The organism is Chitinophaga sp. RAB17, from assembly GCF_052114225.1.
Lineage (GTDB): Bacteria > Bacteroidota > Bacteroidia > Chitinophagales > Chitinophagaceae > Chitinophaga.
Window position 1 is genome coordinate 186,099 of the sequence record NZ_JBFREI010000004.1, and the last position, 17,103, is coordinate 203,201.

Consider the following 17,103-nt stretch of genomic DNA (forward strand, 5'->3'; position numbering starts at 1 on the left):
TCAAATATAGGAATAAATAAACCCTTTCATTCTTTGTATTAAAAAGTTATTTTGTACGCTGATTTACACCCATAACTGCGTATTTATATGATGAAATACTGTTTTTCCCGTTTGATGCTGATACTAACGTTGTCTGCCGGCTGCATGTCCTGTGCCCATACTCCTAAACACGGTGATCCTGCACAAGATAAAAATACGGGATGGATATCCCTTTTTAATGGCAGGGATATCAACGACTGGATTGTGAAAATTCATCACCACGAAGTGGGGGATAATTTTGGAAATACTTTCCGGGTAGAGGATAGCATCATTAAAGTGCGCTATGACCAGTACGGCGATTTTAATGAACAGTTTGGCCACCTGTATTACAAGCAACCCTTTTCACATTACCATTTGAAATTTGAATACCGGTTTGTAGGGAAATGGTGTCCTACAGCACCGGAATATACCCTGTTGAACAGTGGCGTGATGTTTCATTCGCAGGATCCCCGGACTATGCCCAAAGAGCAGGACTGGCCTATTTCCGTAGAAATGCAGCTGTTGGCCGGTTTGGGAGACGGTAAGCCCAGACCTACCGGCAACATGTGCTCGCCGGGCACCAATGTGGTATACAAAGGGCAACTGGAGCCGCAACATTGCCTGGAGTCTACTTCCAAAACCTATGAAGGAGAACAGTGGGTGCGTGGAGAATTGATTGTGCTGGGTGATTCCCTGATTACGCATATTATCAACGGAGATACTGTATTGCAGTATTCGAAGCCACAGATTGGTGGCGGCGTAGTCAACAACTATGATCCTGCCATTAAGATTGATGGAAAGTTATTATCGGAAGGATTTATTGCATTGCAGAGCGAAGGTCAGCCGGTGGACTTCAGGAAGATAGAAATAAAGAACCTGGCGCCGGCTAAGAAGCCGTAAGCGATGGGCATAATGAAGAACCACGGGGCAGACATTATTAACATAACCCAATACATTTCAAAGACCGGCAATTGGCCGGTCTTTTTTTATTCCCGTTTTTTTTTACTTTTGTAAGATGGATATTGTCTAAAATACCTCTACACCGCCGGTTTCACGGCTTCCCCTTTCGGACAGACCGGAAGGGCCTACCTTTTTTATTTAATAATGTACGCTGGAAATCCTGAACCATCATCAATATGGTCGTGTTTGAGCGTATATAAATATTACAATTTTAGCATTATGTCATCATTCTCCATTCATATACGTCCCGAAAATATCACAGACGTAAAAACAGTTTTTGAAGTAGAGGCAGCCGCATTTAAACGGGAAGAAGAAGCGCTCCTGGTAGACCGGCTGCGGACAAGTACCGCTTTTATTCCCGGGCTTTCACTGGTCGCTGAACGGGACAATACAATAGTAGGGCATATCCTGTTTACAAACCTGCCTGTTAAGTCCGGAGAGGCGTTGATTTCCGGTGTGCTGGCAATGGCGCCGGTGGCAGTATTGCCTGCGTATCAAAACCAGGGTATTGGCGGGGTATTAATTCGGAAGGGGCTGGAAGTAGCTACGGATATGGGATATAAAGCGGTGGTTGTATTAGGTCATGAACATTATTATCCAAAATTCGGATTCCGGCCGGCGATTAAATGGAATATAAAAGCGCCGATGGAAGTGCCGGACAATAATTTTATGGCGCTGGAATTAATACCGGGTGCATTGGATGCTATTTCAGGCGTAGTTGTATATGCACCGGAGTTTGGAATTGAGTAAAATAATGATAATAACAAAGCGACTTCCTTTTTAGGGGAAGTCGCTTGCATCATTGGATCGGCTATAAAACTATCTTTATTTTGTGGTTAGGCCACCATCAATTACATACTGTGCGCCGGTAATAAACTGACTATCGTCAGAGCCCAGGAACAACACGAGTTTGCTGATTTCAAGCGGAGCGGCATATCTGCCTAATGGAATGCTGGCAGCAAAAGCTTTCTGCACATCTGCACCCTTGCCTGGTTCGTATCCTTCTTCGATAGAACGCATCATTCTATTATCTACCGGTGACGGATGTATGGAGTTTACCCGGATCTTTCTCGGTGCGGCTTCCAGGGCAGCTGTTTTCATAATGCCTATGGTGGCATGTTTGCTGGTCGTATAGGCAACAAAGTTAGGTGATGCCGTTAACCCTGCTACAGAAGAGGTGATGATCATACTACCCCCATCATTCATTTGTGGCAGCACATATTTACAGCCCAGGAAAACGCCTTTTACGTTTACGGCTATCACTTTGTCAAACACTTCTTCCGGGAAATCTATGATAGGTTTTACTACACCTTCTATACCTGCATTGTTAAAGAAAATGTCAATCTTACCGAATTTTTGCACGGCCTCTTTTGCATATCTTTCTACATCAGCAGCAATGCTTACGTTGGCAGCTACATAGGCTGCATTGCTTCCTAATGCTGCTGTTATTTTCTTTAGGGAGGCCTCATCGAGGTCTACCAATATTACTTTAGCACCTTCTTCGATAAATAATTTAGCTGTTATTTGTCCGATACTTCCTGCGCCACCCGTGATCAGGGCAACCTTGTTCTCCAGTCGTTTCATATTTTATATTTTAAAGTAACTCAATACAAATATTGAACTGTAACACATTACAGTGGCTGTAGGAGGTAAATAGCTCGGTTTGTTTTTTTGTATGGCAAAGGTACAGCATTTGTGTTAGGGTCGTCAATGGTTTAACGTTTCAATAAGATATATAAAAAGTCTGCATGAATAAATTTATTCTTCCAGCTTTATTTTCTCCGTAATCAGGTTACATAGCCGTATAAATGTTTTACGATCGCTGTCGGACAGGATTTGCTGCAGTTGGAGCGACATCGTTTTCCGGAGTTTTTTGGCCTGACTCACCAGTTTTACGGCTTTAGGTGTTACTGCATTAAAGTAAATACGCCGGTCTGTTGTATCCCGCTTTTGTACAATCAATCCATCTTCCATCAGCTTTTTTATTTGCCGGGAAATAGCCGGTGGGGAAATTCTGAATTGTTTTGCGAGCTGCCCTGTGGCAGTTTCTCCACTACGTATTATGAAATCGAGGATGAGGTATTGTGTGGCAGTTAGATGCTCTGTACTGAATTTGTTTACCTGCGCAATGATCAGGCATTGCAGATTTGTATAGGCTTGCTCGAATTGTTCAGCTGGTTGCCCGGGCATAATAATTGCTATTTGTTAACAAAGTTAATCATTTACTATGTTAACCATTTAATTTTTTCTGTGTATGAATAGTAGCAAACATGACGGGATCATAATTAAAGGTGCCAGGGAAAATAACCTGAAAAACATCGATGTAAATATTCCAAAGAAACAGATCACTGTGTTAACCGGCGTGTCTGGTTCGGGAAAGTCCTCACTGGTATTTGATACCATTGCTGCGGAAGCACAGCGGCAGTTAAACGAAACCTTCAGCAGCTTTATCCGGCACCGGTTGCCGCATTACGGACAGCCGGATGCCGACCTGATGGAAAACCTGAGCCCGGCTATTATTGTAGATCAGAAGCCCATCAGAGGAAATGCCCGCTCTACCGTAGGCACCATCACGGATATATATTCGCTGCTGCGGCTGTTGTTTTCCCGGATCGCGAAGCCATTTGTAGGTTACTCCAACGTATTTTCTTTTAACCACCCGGAAGGGATGTGTCCTGTTTGTGATGGCCTGGGTACAGTAACAGCCATAGATGAGGAAAAGCTTTTTGACCGCAGTAAATCGTTGAATGAAGGGGCCATATTGTTCCCTTCGTTTGATGTAGGCACTGCCTTATGGAAACGCTTTGTATTATCTGGTTATTTCGACAATAACAAAAAGCTGGGGCAATACACAAAGGAAGAGTGGGAGTTATTATTATACCAGGAAGAAATTAAACCTCCCCATCCTAAGTCTGGCTGGTGGCCTTCTGCAAAGTATGAAGGCGTTATTCCGCGGTTTACGAAAAGATTCCTTGGCAAAGAAGCAGAGGAGAATAAAAAGAACCTCCAGCAAGCGATTAAGCATGTAGTAAAGAAGGGCGTTTGCCCGGAATGCAAAGGCGCACGGTTAAATAAAAAGATACTGAGTGCTGAAATCCATGGTAAAAATATTGCAGACTATGCCGCCTTACAGGTAAGCGACCTGGTAAAAGAAATTGCACGGATCAAATCGACGCAGGCCGTAACGATGGTAGCTGCTATCATAGAAAGACTTACTCATTTAACAGAAATAGGGTTGGGGTACCTGAGCCTGAACCGGGAAACATCTACTTTATCAGGTGGCGAATCACAACGGGTAAAGATGGTACGCCACCTGGGGAGCAGTTTGAGTGATATGTTGTACATTTTTGATGAACCCAGCAGTGGACTCCATGCCCGGGATGTGCATCAACTGAATGTACTGATGCAGCGATTGCGTGATAAAGGAAATACAGTGCTGGTGGTAGAGCATGATCCGGATGTGATCCTGGAAGCAGACCACATCATTGATATGGGGCCGGGAGCCGGAAAGAATGGCGGCGAAATTGTGTTCGAAGGCACGGTCAAGGGATTATTGAAATCGGGTACACTTACCGGTAAATATCTCCGGAAACCCACACCGGTAAAACAGGTGGTGAGAACATGGAAAGACAGTTTAACCATCCGAAATGCCACGTTGCATAACCTGAAAAATATAAGCGTGCATATTCCCAAAGGTGTTTTAACGGTAGTCACGGGCGTGGCCGGATCTGGCAAAAGCAGCCTGATTAACGGCATGATTCCACGCCTGTATCCTGATACCATCTGCATTAACCAGGGCGCGCTGGCGGGCTCCATACGCTCCAATCCGGCTACGTATACAGGGATATCGGATATCATCCGCCATCTCTTCTCAAAAAGCAATCACGTCAGTGCAGGACTTTTTAGTTTTAATTCTGCCGGCGCTTGTCCGGCATGCAAGGGGTTGGGCGTGACTTCTCTGGACCTGGCGTTTATGGATGATATAGTAACTACCTGCGAAGTATGTCATGGGCGGCGGTTTACACCAGAAGTGCTGCGTTATAAATTCAGAGGCAAGGCTATTGATGAAGTGTTGCAGTTAAATGTGGCGGAAGCGATGAAGTTTTTCCAGGAAGAAGAAGTGCTTACCATATTGCATCGTTTGCAGGAAGTAGGACTCGGATATATGTCGCTCGGACAGCCACTGGACTCCTTATCCGGTGGGGAAAGACAACGGATAAAACTGGCCACGGAATTAGAACATACCGGTAATATTTATGTGCTGGATGAACCCACTACCGGGCTGCACCTGTCGGATGTGGGGCACCTGATAGTGTTGCTGAACAAGCTGGTAGACCGCGGCAGCACGGTGATGGTAATAGAACATAATCTCGATGTCATCAGTCAGGCCGACTGGATCATTGATATGGGACCGGGAGCAGGACGGGAGGGCGGTACAGTTGTTTTTGAAGGTACGCCGGCAGATATGATGCGGGAAAAAGCGTCTTTGACCGGTGTATTTCTGAAAAAGTATATCCATCATAGTTAGCGCATATGACGCTTAAAAAAATATCTCTTTCATCAAAAAAATAAAGGTAGATTTTATGAAAAAACATACATTAGCCGGATGAAGGAAACCGTATTAGACAACCCCGCCTGGGGTGCGTTAACCAGCGTACACGCGGATTTTGCACAGGGAACAGATCATGCTAAGAGATATAAGCCAGGAATTGTTCCTTTTGTTGCCGTTGATGATGCGCAGTCAGACCGTTTAAAAGAACTGGACCCCTGGATGAATGCAGGGGAAACATTTTTTATCATCGGTGATCTGCCCGCTTTACCGGCAGGTTGGGTAGTAGAACATGAATTGCCCTGTGCCCAAATGGTACTGGAGAGCAGTATGCCACCAATGATGGACGATGAAGGCATTCCCGTTTCATTGCTCGGCGAGGCGGATGCCACCGATATGTATAACCTGATCAATAGTTTACAGCCGGGATATTATAATAAGGATACCCGTTTGCTGGGAACTTACTATGGCATCAGGCAGGGAGGTGAGCTGGTGGCCATGGCCGGAGAACGTATGCGGCTTAACGGATTCACGGAGTTAAGCGCGATTTGCACACATAAGGATTACAGCGGGCGGGGATATGCACAAAGACTGATTAACCGCCTTTGTCAGCAACATGCTGCCGCCGGTGTGGTTTCTTACCTGCACGTATCCCTGGCCAATGAGCGGGCCATTCGTATTTATGAGCATATGGGATTTGAAACGCGGAGGGAAATCGTTTTCCGGCGCGTGCGTAAATAGTTAGTTGCCGCTGTGAAAAAATGCATGGTAGGTGGGGCTATTATAATCCACCTGCATGGATCGTTGAAATATTTTGATGTACTTGTATTTCATCTTATGCATGAAGTCTTTAAATGTATTGCCACCGGCTTTAAATAAATTGCGGTGCCCAAGCCATACCACACAAGTGGTCATGAAAAAGAAGGCCCGGTAAATAGCTGCACAGATCATTCTGCTGTTGTTGCTTTTCTGCTGAAAGAGGTCAGCTAACCTTTCTGTCTGAAACCGGATATGATAAGCTTCATCAATCAGTATATCTGTGCAGATCTGTTTTAATAACAAACAACGGGTCGCGTCTTTGAGTGACTGGTAATAGATCTGCGCGGTGCTTTCCACCACGATCACACTAATTGTCCATATTTCCATGCTGGTATTGAAATGCCGTACTTTCCTGAACAAAGTATCTCCCCAGTCTTTCTTTATTCTTTTTTCCCCGATAGCATCCAGGTACCTGCCCAGGCTGTTCCCATGCTTTTGCTCTTCTTTAATGAAAAGCTCAATGGCGCTTACATAGTCCGGGTCATTGCCTTTGGCGGCATATTTCCTGGCCGCACGTATCAGGTTGGCACCATCGGAGGTTTCTCCCAGTTGCCATGCCTGCATGGATCGCAGGATCGTTTTTCTTTCTGCCGCCGACAGACGAGGCGTTAGCTGCCAGTTTATCCGCTGTTGCTGTGCGCTGAATGCGAAGTGTTCAATCCATTTTTCGCTTGGGTTCATAATATGGGATTTTAAGGGTGATGAAGAGATAAAACATGCCTTCTCCGGTACAATACCCCGGATAGGCTTGTGTTTCGTGTTTTTAAAAGTACTTTGTACTGCAAAGTAAATGATAAATATTCAACCCCAAAATTTATTTAATGGTGAAGAGAAGTTGAAGGAATTGCCTATGTATTACAATGTAAAGGGATTCCGCCTTGCAGCGTTATTTGTAGCATTGGCAGGGAGAATTTCTTTTATGATGGATTTTCCTTGCAGGAAATCTTTTTTAGTAGTACTATAGGGGTTTAATTCACGGGAATCGTCTTATTGTCGAAAAAGAAACCTGTAATTGGGAAGATATCCCTTCGGAAAAGTAATACCTATGACAGAAACAACTTTAAATTCAGTTATTTTCTATTTATTCGGCGCCATCATCATTTTAAGCCTGATCGAATCGTATTTCAGTTATGCACACGACAAAAAACACTACGAATCAAAAGACACGCTGACAACTATTTACCTGATGAGTGTAAATTTCCTGGTCAATGTGGTCATGAAGTCAGGTACCTACCTGCTCCTGGATTACTGCTTCCGGCACTATCATCTCTTTACTATTCCCAATGTATTTCTTTACTGGACAGTGCTGGTCCTGTTGCAGGATTTCCTGTACTGGCTGCTGCATGCCACCGGGCACTATATACGCCTGTTTTGGGCGGTACACGTTACTCACCACTCTTCAGAACATTTTAATCTCACCACCGGGTTCCGTTCCAGTGTATTTGAACCCATGTACCGGTTGTTCTTCTTTGTGCCTCTGAGTTTGATGGGCTTTAGTGCGATCGATATTTTAATCGCCTACTATGTTACCCAGATTTATGGTAACCTGGTGCATACGCAAACCATCGGTAAACTACATCCGGTCATTGAATATATTTTCGTCACGCCCTCACACCACCGTGTGCACCATGCCAGCAACTACCGCTACCTGGATAAGAATATGGGAATGCTCCTGATTCTCTGGGACCGGATTTTTGGCACCTTCCAGGAGGAGTTGCCGGAAGATAAGGTTAGGTACGGCCTCGTGAAAGATCTGGAGAACAGGGGGCCTGTAAACATCATTTTCCATGAGTTCATAGCCTTGTCGCAGGATATGAAGAAAGCAGATTCGTTATCGGATAAGTTGAAATACCTGCTTTTTGCGCCCGGCTGGAGCCATGATGGTCACTCGCAAACCAGTAAAGACCTGCAGCGGCAACTGGAAGCAGAGGAAAATGGCGCCTGCCTGGAAAGCTAATGAAAACATGCAGCAGGAGGGAAGTATAATTCCTTCCTGCTGCAGCCTGGTCGCATGGATACGTTTTTCTTCCCCAAAATTTATTACCTTTTCAGTACGGCTTTTCCGGTATCCAATCAGGACGTAATATCTATGCAGTAAACTGTTACCCGGATAATGAATGATACTCTGGCCTATCGTTATTTGTAGAACATCTTTTTAAAACGACTTAATTTTTTGATATTGTTATCCTTTACCTGACCAACTTTATTTTTAAATGGAAAAGATCAGCAGGCCACTCCTTGCCAATGAAATACGTTTGTTAAACAAGCTGAAAAGCAACGCCATAAAGGAACGGGTATCAAAATTTAAACTGCACGATTTCGTCTTTATCTTTCTTGCCGGTGCAGTATTCACAAATATGGCTATGTTGATGGATGTGAGGATGGCGGTTATTGTATTCGGAACAATAGCAGCGCTATGCTTTTCTTTTGTGTTATTTGCACCTTATGAAATGTATAAACAACGTGCGCAATCGAGAAAAAGATGGTCGCAGCTCAATCAGCTACTCATGGAAAACGGCATACAGGTAACCCGTGTAAATGCCCTGCAGGTAGCCGTTGCGAAAGAGTATGAAGATGAAGGAGATTTGTTCATCATTGAGTATAAGGCCGGCGAAGTGCTGTACCTCTGGGACTACGATGATCAGCTGAAAAAGCGGTTTCCCTGTCAGCAGTTTGAAATCTATACAGCCGATTTTACTTCATTAACAGGCCGCCCGGTGCATGCGTTAAGCGAAAGAATACAACCCAGGGTAATTGACGCCAAATCTAAATGGAAGTATTTAAAAAAGTACGGAGGTCCGGGGCATCTGACCACGGAGCAAATTGAGTTTGAAGAATTGATGAGCAGGTTTTAACTGCCGCTACTTGCCTTCGTAATAAAATAAACATTCAGCCCCACATACAATAACAATACTACCTGTGCCAGTATCAGGTCCATTCTGTGCGCTTCCCTGAGCTTATTGGCTTTGATCAGCTTCAGCGACCATGCGGAAGAGGTAATGACGGCAAAGATGAAAAACAGGGTAATGCCGTGTAGTGTATCCACCAACGTGAAGGTGGTAGAATCCGGTAGTGAAGAGTCAATGATATATTTATTTCCGATAGCGGCGAACAAAGAGCCTACCCCCAATCCAAAGCGGGAATCAATATTGTCGGGGTGGATATAAAAACAGATATAGGCGATCAGGAAGGATACATACATGCCCAGGAACATTTTCCAGAACAGTTGACCGGCATCTCTGCCAATACCTATTTTAACCGTAAAAGAGCTGTACTCCGTATGTGGTTTCGCTACACTGCTGTCACCAAAAGCAGTTTCGTATGCTTTGGTGCCGGTAGACATTTTAAAGCTGTCAATATTCCAGCCCCTCAGTGTAAAACGAGGATCAAACTGTTTCCCGAGTGAGTCAACGACAAATACCATTGCCCGGGAATCATACTGTGAGTTTTCAATGGAAAAACGCAGTCGCTGCCGGTCAAAAGGAAAGTTGTTGATCCTCCAGGAATCCTTCATCACACATTGCAATTTCATCAGCAAATAAATGCGGCCATTGCTGGAGTCTATCGTGGAAAATGATTTGGTAAAGGACTTTGCCTGTGGTATTTCCAGGTTTTGTATAAAGTCGAACTGTTTGTTTTTATAAGTTAACCATAGCCAGAGGTTAATGGTATATTCACTTTGTTTGAAATCAATATCATGTATGCTGGTAATGTATATACCGGTTTTAACAGTATCAGGAGGGGCATCCTGTGCCTGGGAAAGGGTAACAGATAAAATGAAACAAATCAAAAGCGGCAATGCTTTTTTCATTTATTTATTTTTTAGAAAGATGAGCAATCAGCCATTTGCATTCCGGATAAAGATAACGCAAATTACGTTAGTCCTGCCAGGTCCTTCAGTGGCGATAAGTCGTGCCACCTGATATCCCCGGTGCCATAGGTGAGTACTAGCCGTTGCTGGTCTACCTGCACCGTTACAATATCACCTGCATATTCCGTAATAGCTGCAGGATTGGTTGTCACATTCCAGCTATCATCATAAGCCTGAATGATGTTGCCTTCTGCCACTAATTCTCCCATGCAGGCCATCGTTTGTCTGTTTACCAGTAATAGTCTGCCGAACCGGGTGAATGCCAGCAAGGTGGTATCGCTCAGAAACAACGAAATAAAATTCAGGGTATCCGGGTCTTCGCTGTCGGCGTAGCCGGCGGCTGATGCAAACAGGTCTGCCTGTTCCAGGCTGGCGGTATTTTCGAAAGAAGGGAACGCAAAAATTTCGATGCCTTCGCTGTTGTGTGGGCCTGTCACAAATTCATTTCCGTTGGGAGAGAAATTACCGGCAATCCGATCATTGCAGGATAGCAATTCCTGCAATGTTATTTTTCCATCGGTGAGCTGTATAAGAAACAGGCTGGCGTCGTCCTGGCCGGCCGCTACTTCCATCAGCACTTTTTCTTTATCCGGCGTGGCCATGAAGTTGTAATTGTTTTCCTGGTGGCCATTCAGGGTATAATGATCGAGCATAGCAAAGTCGGTGCAGCGAATCACGTATAAGTGGTCGGGATCTCCGGGCGCGATGATCCAGAGGAGTAAATTATCCGGACTGAAGAAACAGTTGGCGCCGGTAAAACTATTCCAGGGCTCATGTGTAAATGTCCAGCGTAACTGTCCTGCGGCGTCAAAGATCCGGATATCGTTATAGCCGGATACGCCAATCAGGCTGGCATCTGCATTGGCGCTGATATGACAGGAAACATAACGGATATTTTGCGCCTGCAGATCTCTTCGCCAGACTTCCTTTAAATCCCTGTCCAGCCGAATTACTTCCGGTCTTTCTTCAAAGCTCAGGAGATAACCGCCATCGGTTAGGGATATGATACTGGCGCCTTTAATACCGGGGGATAGTTGTTGGGAGATGGGTAACGCGATCTCTAAAAAAGTTGCACTCATAAATATTGGTTACTTAAATATAAGGTAATTATTCTAGGTATCACCTTCCCTTGCAGAGAATCATTTTTTTGTCTTACTTTTCCATTCAATCATATCCCTGTAAACCGGATAACTGTGTGATAGAAGCCTGGTATTGAAGTCTGTGTAATCATCTAAAACCTTATGTCATGAGTACGCAAGTCCCTACGCTCAAGGAAATTGCTAAACGCCTGAATATTTCTGTCTCTGCTGTTTCAAGAGCATTACATAATCATCCCAGTATTGGCCTGCGAACCAGTGCCCGGGTGCATCAACTGGCTGCTGAACTCAACTATGAACCCAACCAGGTGGCGCTGTCTTTCAAAAGAAGTAAAACCTCGATGATAGGGGTGATATTGCCCAATCTGAACCAGGACTTTTTTGCCGCTATCGTAAGTGCCATTGAAGATGTGGCTTATCGTAAAAACTATACGTTGCTACTGGGGCAATCCCGCGATGAGGAAGACCGGGAAAAGCGACTGGTAGAATCCATGAAAAGCCATCGGGTAGATGGTGTGCTGGTATCTATAGCTAAAAATACCGCCGATTATGCCCACTTCGATTTGCTGAAGAAAATGAATATTCCCGTGGTGTTTTTTGACCGCATTCCCCGCATGCCCGATATCCACTACATTGCCAGTGAGCTGGAATCCGGTATGGAAGCAGCTATCCGCTTCCTCGCAAAAAAGAAGCACCGCAATATAGGGATGATCAACGGCCCGGATAGTTTGCTGGCCAGCAAAGAAAGACTGGAAGGGTATATGCATGCATTGCAGAAACTGAGGATTAAAATAGACCTGGGCAGTGTAGTGTCTTCTAATTTATCTAAAGAAGGCAATCAGCAGGCCATGCAACAGATCCTTGATATGAAACGCAGGCCCACCGCCATTATTACCTTCAATGACTATGTCGCCATGGATGCCATCAAGTACGCGAAGAAAGCGGGCATTAAGATCAATGAAGACATCTGTTTTGTGAGTTTTGCGAATGAACCTATCTGCAATTACATGGACAATCCACCCATGGCTTCTGTAGAACAGTTCCCTTACAAACAGGGAGAGAAGGCAACGGAGATCCTGTTGCAGTTGCTGGAGGGAGATAATAAAACCGACAGTGGTACTGCCTTTCATAAAATTTTATTGCCACCACAATTAATTATACACGAACCCCAGCTATAATTTTACTCAATCGTTTGATGGTGATTCCTGTGAGGTGATCATGTACTTTGGCAGTATCATCCTTAATCAACGATTGTATGTATACAGATTTCCACCACCAGGTTGGTATTGTTACCGGCGCCGGCTCAGGTCTCGGCCTGGCGATTGCACTGAAGTTATCGGAAGCCGGCGTGAAGCTGGCCCTGCTGGATAAAAATCCTTCTTTGCTGAAAAGTGCACAATCGCAGTTTTCCGGTGAAGTAGCATTGTATGCCGTAGACATCACCGATGAAGGGGCTGTGAAAGATGTGATAGACCTGGTCAAAAGCAGGTTCGGAAAAATTGATATCCTCGTTAACAGTGCCGGCATCACCGGCATGACCAACCTGAAAAGCCACGAAACAGACACCGCTAACCTGCGCCTCGTATGGGAGGTGAACTTCATGGGCTCCTGGTATACCGGTAAGCACGTACTGCCTTACATGCTGGAGCAAAACTACGGGCGTATTCTGCACATTGCTTCCATTGCAGGTAAAGAAGGTAACGCCGGTATGCTGGCGTATTCTGCTTCCAAATCTGCTGTTATTGGCATGACTAAAGTACAGGGCAAGGACTATGCGGAAACAGGCATTACCGTGAATGCGCTGGCCCCTGCAGTAATCCGTACTGCTTTGGTAGACGCCATGCCAGTTGAACAGGTGAAATATATGACTGATAAAATTCCCATGAAACGTTGTGGTACGCTCGATGAAGCAGCTGCCATGGCCTTATACATTGTTTCTCCGCAAAATAGTTTTACTACCGGCTTCACCTTTGATTTGTCCGGTGGCCGCGCTACCTACTAAAACAGAATTCTATGGATAAAAGGGAAATATTTCATCCCGAAAAAAAAGACCGTCATTTTTCTACCGGCGCTTATTCAGATGCAATAGCAATAGATGGTTGGTTGTATATCAGCGGACAAGGTCCGATCGATTTTACAAAAGCTGCTTTTGCATTGGGAACAATTGAAGCAGAAACCGCGCTTACCCTGCATAACCTGCGCTGTATTGTAACAGCCGCCGGTGGCACTGTAGAGAGTATCGTGAAATGCACCGTGCACCTGGCAGATATCAACGACTTCCCTGCCTTTAATAAAATCTATGCCGACTTCTTTCCCGGTATAAAACCCGCGAGAACGACAGTACAGTCGGCGTTAGGCAGTGGTATCAAAATAGAAATAGATGCCATTGCAAGGATTGCGTGATTGCTTTAAATAAAAATTAACCGCAGATGGAATATCAAATAGATCCGACAATAATGCCGGTAGGTGTAGTAGGACTGGGTTTAATGGGATGTAGTATTACGGCTTGTTTGCTGATGGCTGGTCACCCGGTGATTGCAGTAGCCCCGGTGGCGGTAGACCTGCAGCATGCTGCCAAACGGATCACCGGACATCTGAGCAGATCCGCAGAGGAAGGACTGACCACTAAAACACCCGCCACCTGTTTGCAGCAACTCTCCATCACAGAAGACTATGCGCAACTGGCCAACTGTGTGCTGGTGATTGAATGTACCCTGGAAAACCTGGTAATCAAGAAAAAAGTATATGAAAAAATAGAAGCGGCCATCAGTGAAGACGCGCTGCTGACAAGTAATACATCGGCCATACCTATCAGCATTTTACAGGGACAGGTGAAACATCCGGAACGCTTTTTCGGTTTGCACTGGGCAGAACCTTCGCATACCACCCGCTTCCTGGAAGTGATCTGCGGCGATAAGAGTGATATCACCAAAGGGGAATACCTCTACGCTATTTCTCATTACTGGGGTAAAGAGCCAACGCTGGTACGCAAAGACATCCGGGGTTTTATTACTAACCGCCTTATGTATGCCATGTACCGGGAAGCATTTTATCTCGTGGAAAATGGCTATGCTACCGTAGAAGATGTAGACAGGGCCTGTCGTAATAACGCGGGCTACTGGATGACATTGGTGGGGGTGTTCCGCTGGATGGACCTTACCGGTGTGCAGGCCTATCATACGGTCATGAAAGACCTGTTTCCAACGCTTAATAACACCACGGAGGTGCCGCCGCTGATAGATGAACTGGTGAAGTCCGGTGCCCGCGGCGTAGCCAATGCCAAAGGGTTTTACGACTATACGCCGGAAGAAGCGAAGATGTGGGAAGAAACATTCGCTGCCTTCAGTTATGAAATCCGCAAGCTGGCATTGAAATACCCGGTGGATGTAGTGAAGAAAAAAGTAGCGGAGAATAACGCGCATTAAACGACTATAACATGTTAATGATAGATGCACACCTGGACCTGGCCATGAATGCGCTGGAATGGAACAGGGATCTTAAAATGCCGGTTAACAGCATCCGGGAACGGGAGCAGGGCATGACTGATAAGCTGGATCGTGGGAAAGGCGTGGTGTCGCTGCCGGCACTGCGACAAGGGAAAATAGGATTGGTAGTCGCCACACAGATTGCGCGCTACGTGGCGCCAGGCAGTACTTTGCCGGGCTGGCATTCACCGGAACAGGCCTGGGCGCAAACACAGGGACAACTGGCCTGGTACCGTGCGATGGTGGCTGCCGGTGAAATGAAACAAATAACGGATACGGTTACACTGGAAAAGCATTTGCAGCGCTGGGAAGATGATGCGCTTCCCGACGAACAAAAGCCGGTGGGCTTCATCCTGAGCCTGGAAGGTGCGGATTCGCTGGTGAATCTTTCTTACCTCGAAAAAGCCTATGGTAATGGGTTACGTGCCCTGGGGCCTGCACATTACGGCCCCGGGCGATATGCACCCGGCACCGGTATGCAAGGGGCTTTAACGCCTGCCGGTGTGGAGTTATTAAGGGAGATGGATGCGCTACGTATGATCCTTGACGTTACACATCTCACGGATGATGGATTTGCGCAGGCACTTGCATTGTATAAAGGACCTGTATGGGCGAGCCACCACAACTGTCGCGCGCTGGTACCGCATCAGCGGCAACTGACCGATGATCAGCTCCACGCATTGATAGAAAGAGGCGCCGTCATTGGCGGTGTGCTCGATGCCTGGATGCTCACACCCGGCTGGGTACGTGGCCAATCAGATCCACGTAAAGAAAATATTACCCTCGATAAACTGATTGATCACTACGATCATATTTGCCAGATCGCAGGCAACAGCCACCACATTGCCATTGGCAGCGACCTGGATGGAATGTTCGGACAGGAACAGTCGCCCTGGGATCTGGATACAATCGCTGATTTACCAAAGCTGGAACAGCTATTACGTAAACGGGGCTACGAAAAAGAAGACGTAGAAAATATCTTTTACAAAAACTGGCTCCGGTTTATCCGGCAGGCCTGGCAATAAATTGCTTACCCGCTAACAACTATTCGTATGACATCTTCCGAAAATAAAATTACGGCTAACCGCTTGTTATCGCTGGATGTAATGCGGGGAGGCATTATGATTTTACTGGCAGCTGAAAGCTGCAGGCTTTATGATTCTCTGTATGATTTATCACTGCCGGCATTCTGGCATAGCCTGATCCGGCAGTTTTTTCACCATCCCTGGCATGGGCTGCACGCCTGGGACCTGGTACAGCCAGCGTTTATGACCATCGCCGGTACAGCCATGTACCTGTCTTATTATTACCGCTCGCTGAAAGGCGAAACCTGGCAACAGCATTTCAGGCATATCGCTGTCCGCTGCTTTAAACTGTTTCTCTGTGGCACGGGATTGTACTGTATACAGGCCGGTCATCTTGTATGGGAACTATGGAATGTATTAACACAATTATCTTTCACCACGCTGCTGGCCTACCTGATCATCCGCAAGTCCGGCGTTTTTCAAATAGTCGTTACCGTTATTTTACTGTGCCTCACGGAATTATTGTACCGCGGCGTGCTGATGCCCGGCTTTGATCAGCCCTTTGTGGAGCATCATAATTTTGGTGCCTGGATGGACATGGTCCTTATGGGCAAGCTAAACCCCGATGGATGGGTAACCATCAATTGTATCCCCACTGCGGCACACACCATCTGGGGCGTGCTGGCAGGACGAGTTTTGGTTAGTAAAGTATCTCAAAAACAAAAGGTAGTTACGCTGCTGCTGGCCGGTGTGGCTGCTCTGGCCATGGGTTTCACACTGGACGCAGCGGCTATAACGCCCATCATTAAACGAATCAGCACCAGCTCTTTTGTGCTGGCATCCGGTGGTTGGGTGTTCCTGATCATGGCTGGTATGTACTGGCTCACGGATATACGAAAAGTCAACAGCAAAGCCTGGATCGCGGTAGTGGTAGGAATGAACGCCATTTTTATCTATCTCTTTTTTGAAACAGTGGGTGGGGAATGGTTTAATGGTGCCGTGGGGGTATTTACCAACGGCTTTATGGCTTTACTCCATATACCCGAAAAAATAAGATTAGTCATTACAGCCCTGGCTACGCTGGCAGCGGAATGGTATTTATGCTGGTGGCTATATAAACACCAGGTCTTTTTTAAGTTGTAGGATGCCCTGTGCAAAATCAGGTCAAACGATTGATGATCTTTTACGCGTGATGATGTCTTATTTTAGATGAGCAACCAACTTCATCCAACCCGCGCTATCAACCAACGTATCAATTATTACGAAAACAACAGAAAAC

17 protein-coding genes are annotated in these 17,103 nt (G+C 45.8%); 12 read left to right on the plus strand and 5 right to left on the minus strand.

All coding sequences use genetic code 11. From position 1 onward, the window contains the following. Nucleotides 1-87 precede the first annotated feature (87 nt). Together AB4Z08_RS16080 and AB4Z08_RS16085 are read left to right on the plus strand one after the other, a co-directional pair. The gene (locus AB4Z08_RS16080; protein ID WP_441574777.1) at nt 88-918 is read left to right on the plus strand and encodes a 3-keto-disaccharide hydrolase; all 831 of its coding nucleotides are present in this window, start codon (nt 88-90) and stop codon (nt 916-918) included. 279 nt (nt 919-1,197) lie between these two features. Further along, nucleotides 1,198-1,728, plus strand: a complete 531-nt coding sequence (locus AB4Z08_RS16085; protein ID WP_441574778.1) for a GNAT family N-acetyltransferase — start codon at nt 1,198-1,200, stop codon at nt 1,726-1,728. 75 nt (nt 1,729-1,803) lie between these two features. Here AB4Z08_RS16085 and AB4Z08_RS16090 read toward each other — a convergent pair whose 3' ends face one another. Then, complete coding sequence (locus AB4Z08_RS16090; protein ID WP_441574779.1) at nt 1,804-2,562, minus strand: SDR family NAD(P)-dependent oxidoreductase; 759 nt, start codon at nt 2,560-2,562, stop codon at nt 1,804-1,806. A 174-nt stretch (nt 2,563-2,736) separates the two neighbouring features. Further along, nucleotides 2,737-3,168 carry a MarR family winged helix-turn-helix transcriptional regulator gene (locus AB4Z08_RS16095; protein WP_441574780.1) on the minus strand — a complete coding sequence of 144 codons (432 nt, stop codon included), beginning with the start codon at nt 3,166-3,168 and terminating at the stop codon, nt 2,737-2,739. Nucleotides 3,169-3,232: 64 nt separating this feature from the next. Here AB4Z08_RS16095 and AB4Z08_RS16100 point away from each other — a divergent pair, with 64 nt between their 5' ends. Together AB4Z08_RS16100 and AB4Z08_RS16105 are read left to right on the plus strand one after the other, a co-directional pair. Next, a complete protein-coding gene (locus tag AB4Z08_RS16100) occupies nt 3,233-5,506 on the plus strand; it encodes an ATP-binding cassette domain-containing protein (RefSeq protein ID WP_441574781.1) in 2,274 nt (757 codons plus the stop codon). A gap of 78 nt (nt 5,507-5,584) precedes the next feature. Further along, nucleotides 5,585-6,268 (plus strand): GNAT family N-acetyltransferase, encoded by a 684-nt coding sequence (locus tag AB4Z08_RS16105; RefSeq protein WP_441574782.1) that lies wholly within the window; start codon nt 5,585-5,587, stop codon nt 6,266-6,268. Here AB4Z08_RS16105 and AB4Z08_RS16110 read toward each other — a convergent pair whose 3' ends face one another. After that, nucleotides 6,269-7,027 carry a ferritin-like domain-containing protein gene (locus AB4Z08_RS16110; protein ID WP_441574783.1) on the minus strand — a complete coding sequence of 253 codons (759 nt, stop codon included), beginning with the start codon at nt 7,025-7,027 and terminating at the stop codon, nt 6,269-6,271. A 364-nt stretch (nt 7,028-7,391) separates the two neighbouring features. Between AB4Z08_RS16110 and AB4Z08_RS16115 the strand changes: the two genes are divergently transcribed. Together AB4Z08_RS16115 and AB4Z08_RS16120 are read left to right on the plus strand one after the other, a co-directional pair. Continuing rightward, entirely contained in the window at nt 7,392-8,303 is a 912-nt protein-coding gene (locus tag AB4Z08_RS16115) for a sterol desaturase family protein (protein WP_441574784.1), read from the plus strand. 256 nt (nt 8,304-8,559) lie between these two features. Beyond that, nucleotides 8,560-9,201, plus strand: a complete 642-nt coding sequence (locus AB4Z08_RS16120) for a hypothetical protein (RefSeq protein ID WP_441574785.1) — start codon at nt 8,560-8,562, stop codon at nt 9,199-9,201. On the opposite strand, the gene AB4Z08_RS16125 is transcribed toward AB4Z08_RS16120, so the two are convergent. Beyond that, entirely contained in the window at nt 9,198-10,157 is a 960-nt protein-coding gene (locus AB4Z08_RS16125) for a hypothetical protein (protein ID WP_441574786.1), read from the minus strand. The genes AB4Z08_RS16120 and AB4Z08_RS16125 overlap by 4 nt on opposite strands. 62 nt (nt 10,158-10,219) lie before the next feature. Continuing rightward, a complete protein-coding gene (locus tag AB4Z08_RS16130; RefSeq protein ID WP_441574787.1) occupies nt 10,220-11,296 on the minus strand; it encodes a hypothetical protein in 1,077 nt (358 codons plus the stop codon). A 167-nt stretch (nt 11,297-11,463) separates the two neighbouring features. Between AB4Z08_RS16130 and AB4Z08_RS16135 the strand changes: the two genes are divergently transcribed. The 6 genes from AB4Z08_RS16135 to AB4Z08_RS16160 all read left to right on the plus strand — a co-directional run bounded on the left by AB4Z08_RS16135 (nt 11,464) and on the right by AB4Z08_RS16160 (nt 16,967). Then, nucleotides 11,464-12,492, plus strand: coding sequence for a LacI family DNA-binding transcriptional regulator (locus AB4Z08_RS16135; protein ID WP_441574788.1), 1,029 nt, complete (start codon nt 11,464-11,466; stop codon nt 12,490-12,492). 77 nt (nt 12,493-12,569) lie between these two features. Further along, entirely contained in the window at nt 12,570-13,316 is a 747-nt protein-coding gene (locus AB4Z08_RS16140) for an SDR family NAD(P)-dependent oxidoreductase (protein ID WP_441574789.1), read from the plus strand. Nucleotides 13,317-13,327: 11 nt separating this feature from the next. Then, nucleotides 13,328-13,717 carry a RidA family protein gene (locus AB4Z08_RS16145; protein ID WP_441574790.1) on the plus strand — a complete coding sequence of 130 codons (390 nt, stop codon included), beginning with the start codon at nt 13,328-13,330 and terminating at the stop codon, nt 13,715-13,717. A gap of 26 nt (nt 13,718-13,743) precedes the next feature. Next, nucleotides 13,744-14,739, plus strand: coding sequence for a 3-hydroxyacyl-CoA dehydrogenase family protein (locus AB4Z08_RS16150; protein ID WP_441574791.1), 996 nt, complete (start codon nt 13,744-13,746; stop codon nt 14,737-14,739). Between the two features lie 11 nt (nt 14,740-14,750). Further along, on the plus strand, nt 14,751-15,824 hold the full coding sequence (locus tag AB4Z08_RS16155; RefSeq protein ID WP_441574792.1) for a dipeptidase: 1,074 nt from the start codon (nt 14,751-14,753) through the stop codon (nt 15,822-15,824). A 27-nt stretch (nt 15,825-15,851) separates the two neighbouring features. After that, nucleotides 15,852-16,967 carry an acyltransferase family protein gene (locus AB4Z08_RS16160; RefSeq protein WP_441574793.1) on the plus strand — a complete coding sequence of 372 codons (1,116 nt, stop codon included), beginning with the start codon at nt 15,852-15,854 and terminating at the stop codon, nt 16,965-16,967. The last annotated feature ends 136 nt before the right edge of the window (nt 16,968-17,103 follow it).

Excerpts from the sequence above, each read along its gene's own strand:
- AB4Z08_RS16145 (WP_441574790.1), top strand. The coding sequence starts at position 13,328 with ATGGATAAAAGGGAAATATTTCATCCCGAAAAAAAAGACCGTCATTTT.
- AB4Z08_RS16130 (WP_441574787.1), bottom strand. The coding sequence starts at position 11,296 with ATGAGTGCAACTTTTTTAGAGATCGCGTTACCCATCTCCCAACAACTA.
- AB4Z08_RS16090 (WP_441574779.1), bottom strand. The coding sequence starts at position 2,562 with ATGAAACGACTGGAGAACAAGGTTGCCCTGATCACGGGTGGCGCAGGA.
- AB4Z08_RS16080 (WP_441574777.1), top strand. The coding sequence starts at position 88 with ATGATGAAATACTGTTTTTCCCGTTTGATGCTGATACTAACGTTGTCT.
- AB4Z08_RS16110 (WP_441574783.1), bottom strand. The coding sequence starts at position 7,027 with ATGAACCCAAGCGAAAAATGGATTGAACACTTCGCATTCAGCGCACAG.
- AB4Z08_RS16150 (WP_441574791.1), top strand. The coding sequence starts at position 13,744 with ATGGAATATCAAATAGATCCGACAATAATGCCGGTAGGTGTAGTAGGA.
- AB4Z08_RS16125 (WP_441574786.1), bottom strand. The coding sequence starts at position 10,157 with ATGAAAAAAGCATTGCCGCTTTTGATTTGTTTCATTTTATCTGTTACC.
- AB4Z08_RS16160 (WP_441574793.1), top strand. The coding sequence starts at position 15,852 with ATGACATCTTCCGAAAATAAAATTACGGCTAACCGCTTGTTATCGCTG.
- AB4Z08_RS16100 (WP_441574781.1), top strand. The coding sequence starts at position 3,233 with ATGAATAGTAGCAAACATGACGGGATCATAATTAAAGGTGCCAGGGAA.
- AB4Z08_RS16120 (WP_441574785.1), top strand. The coding sequence starts at position 8,560 with ATGGAAAAGATCAGCAGGCCACTCCTTGCCAATGAAATACGTTTGTTA.
- AB4Z08_RS16135 (WP_441574788.1), top strand. The coding sequence starts at position 11,464 with ATGAGTACGCAAGTCCCTACGCTCAAGGAAATTGCTAAACGCCTGAAT.
- AB4Z08_RS16115 (WP_441574784.1), top strand. The coding sequence starts at position 7,392 with ATGACAGAAACAACTTTAAATTCAGTTATTTTCTATTTATTCGGCGCC.
- AB4Z08_RS16105 (WP_441574782.1), top strand. The coding sequence starts at position 5,585 with ATGAAGGAAACCGTATTAGACAACCCCGCCTGGGGTGCGTTAACCAGC.
- AB4Z08_RS16085 (WP_441574778.1), top strand. The coding sequence starts at position 1,198 with ATGTCATCATTCTCCATTCATATACGTCCCGAAAATATCACAGACGTA.
- AB4Z08_RS16095 (WP_441574780.1), bottom strand. The coding sequence starts at position 3,168 with ATGCCCGGGCAACCAGCTGAACAATTCGAGCAAGCCTATACAAATCTG.
- AB4Z08_RS16155 (WP_441574792.1), top strand. The coding sequence starts at position 14,751 with ATGTTAATGATAGATGCACACCTGGACCTGGCCATGAATGCGCTGGAA.
- AB4Z08_RS16140 (WP_441574789.1), top strand. The coding sequence starts at position 12,570 with ATGTATACAGATTTCCACCACCAGGTTGGTATTGTTACCGGCGCCGGC.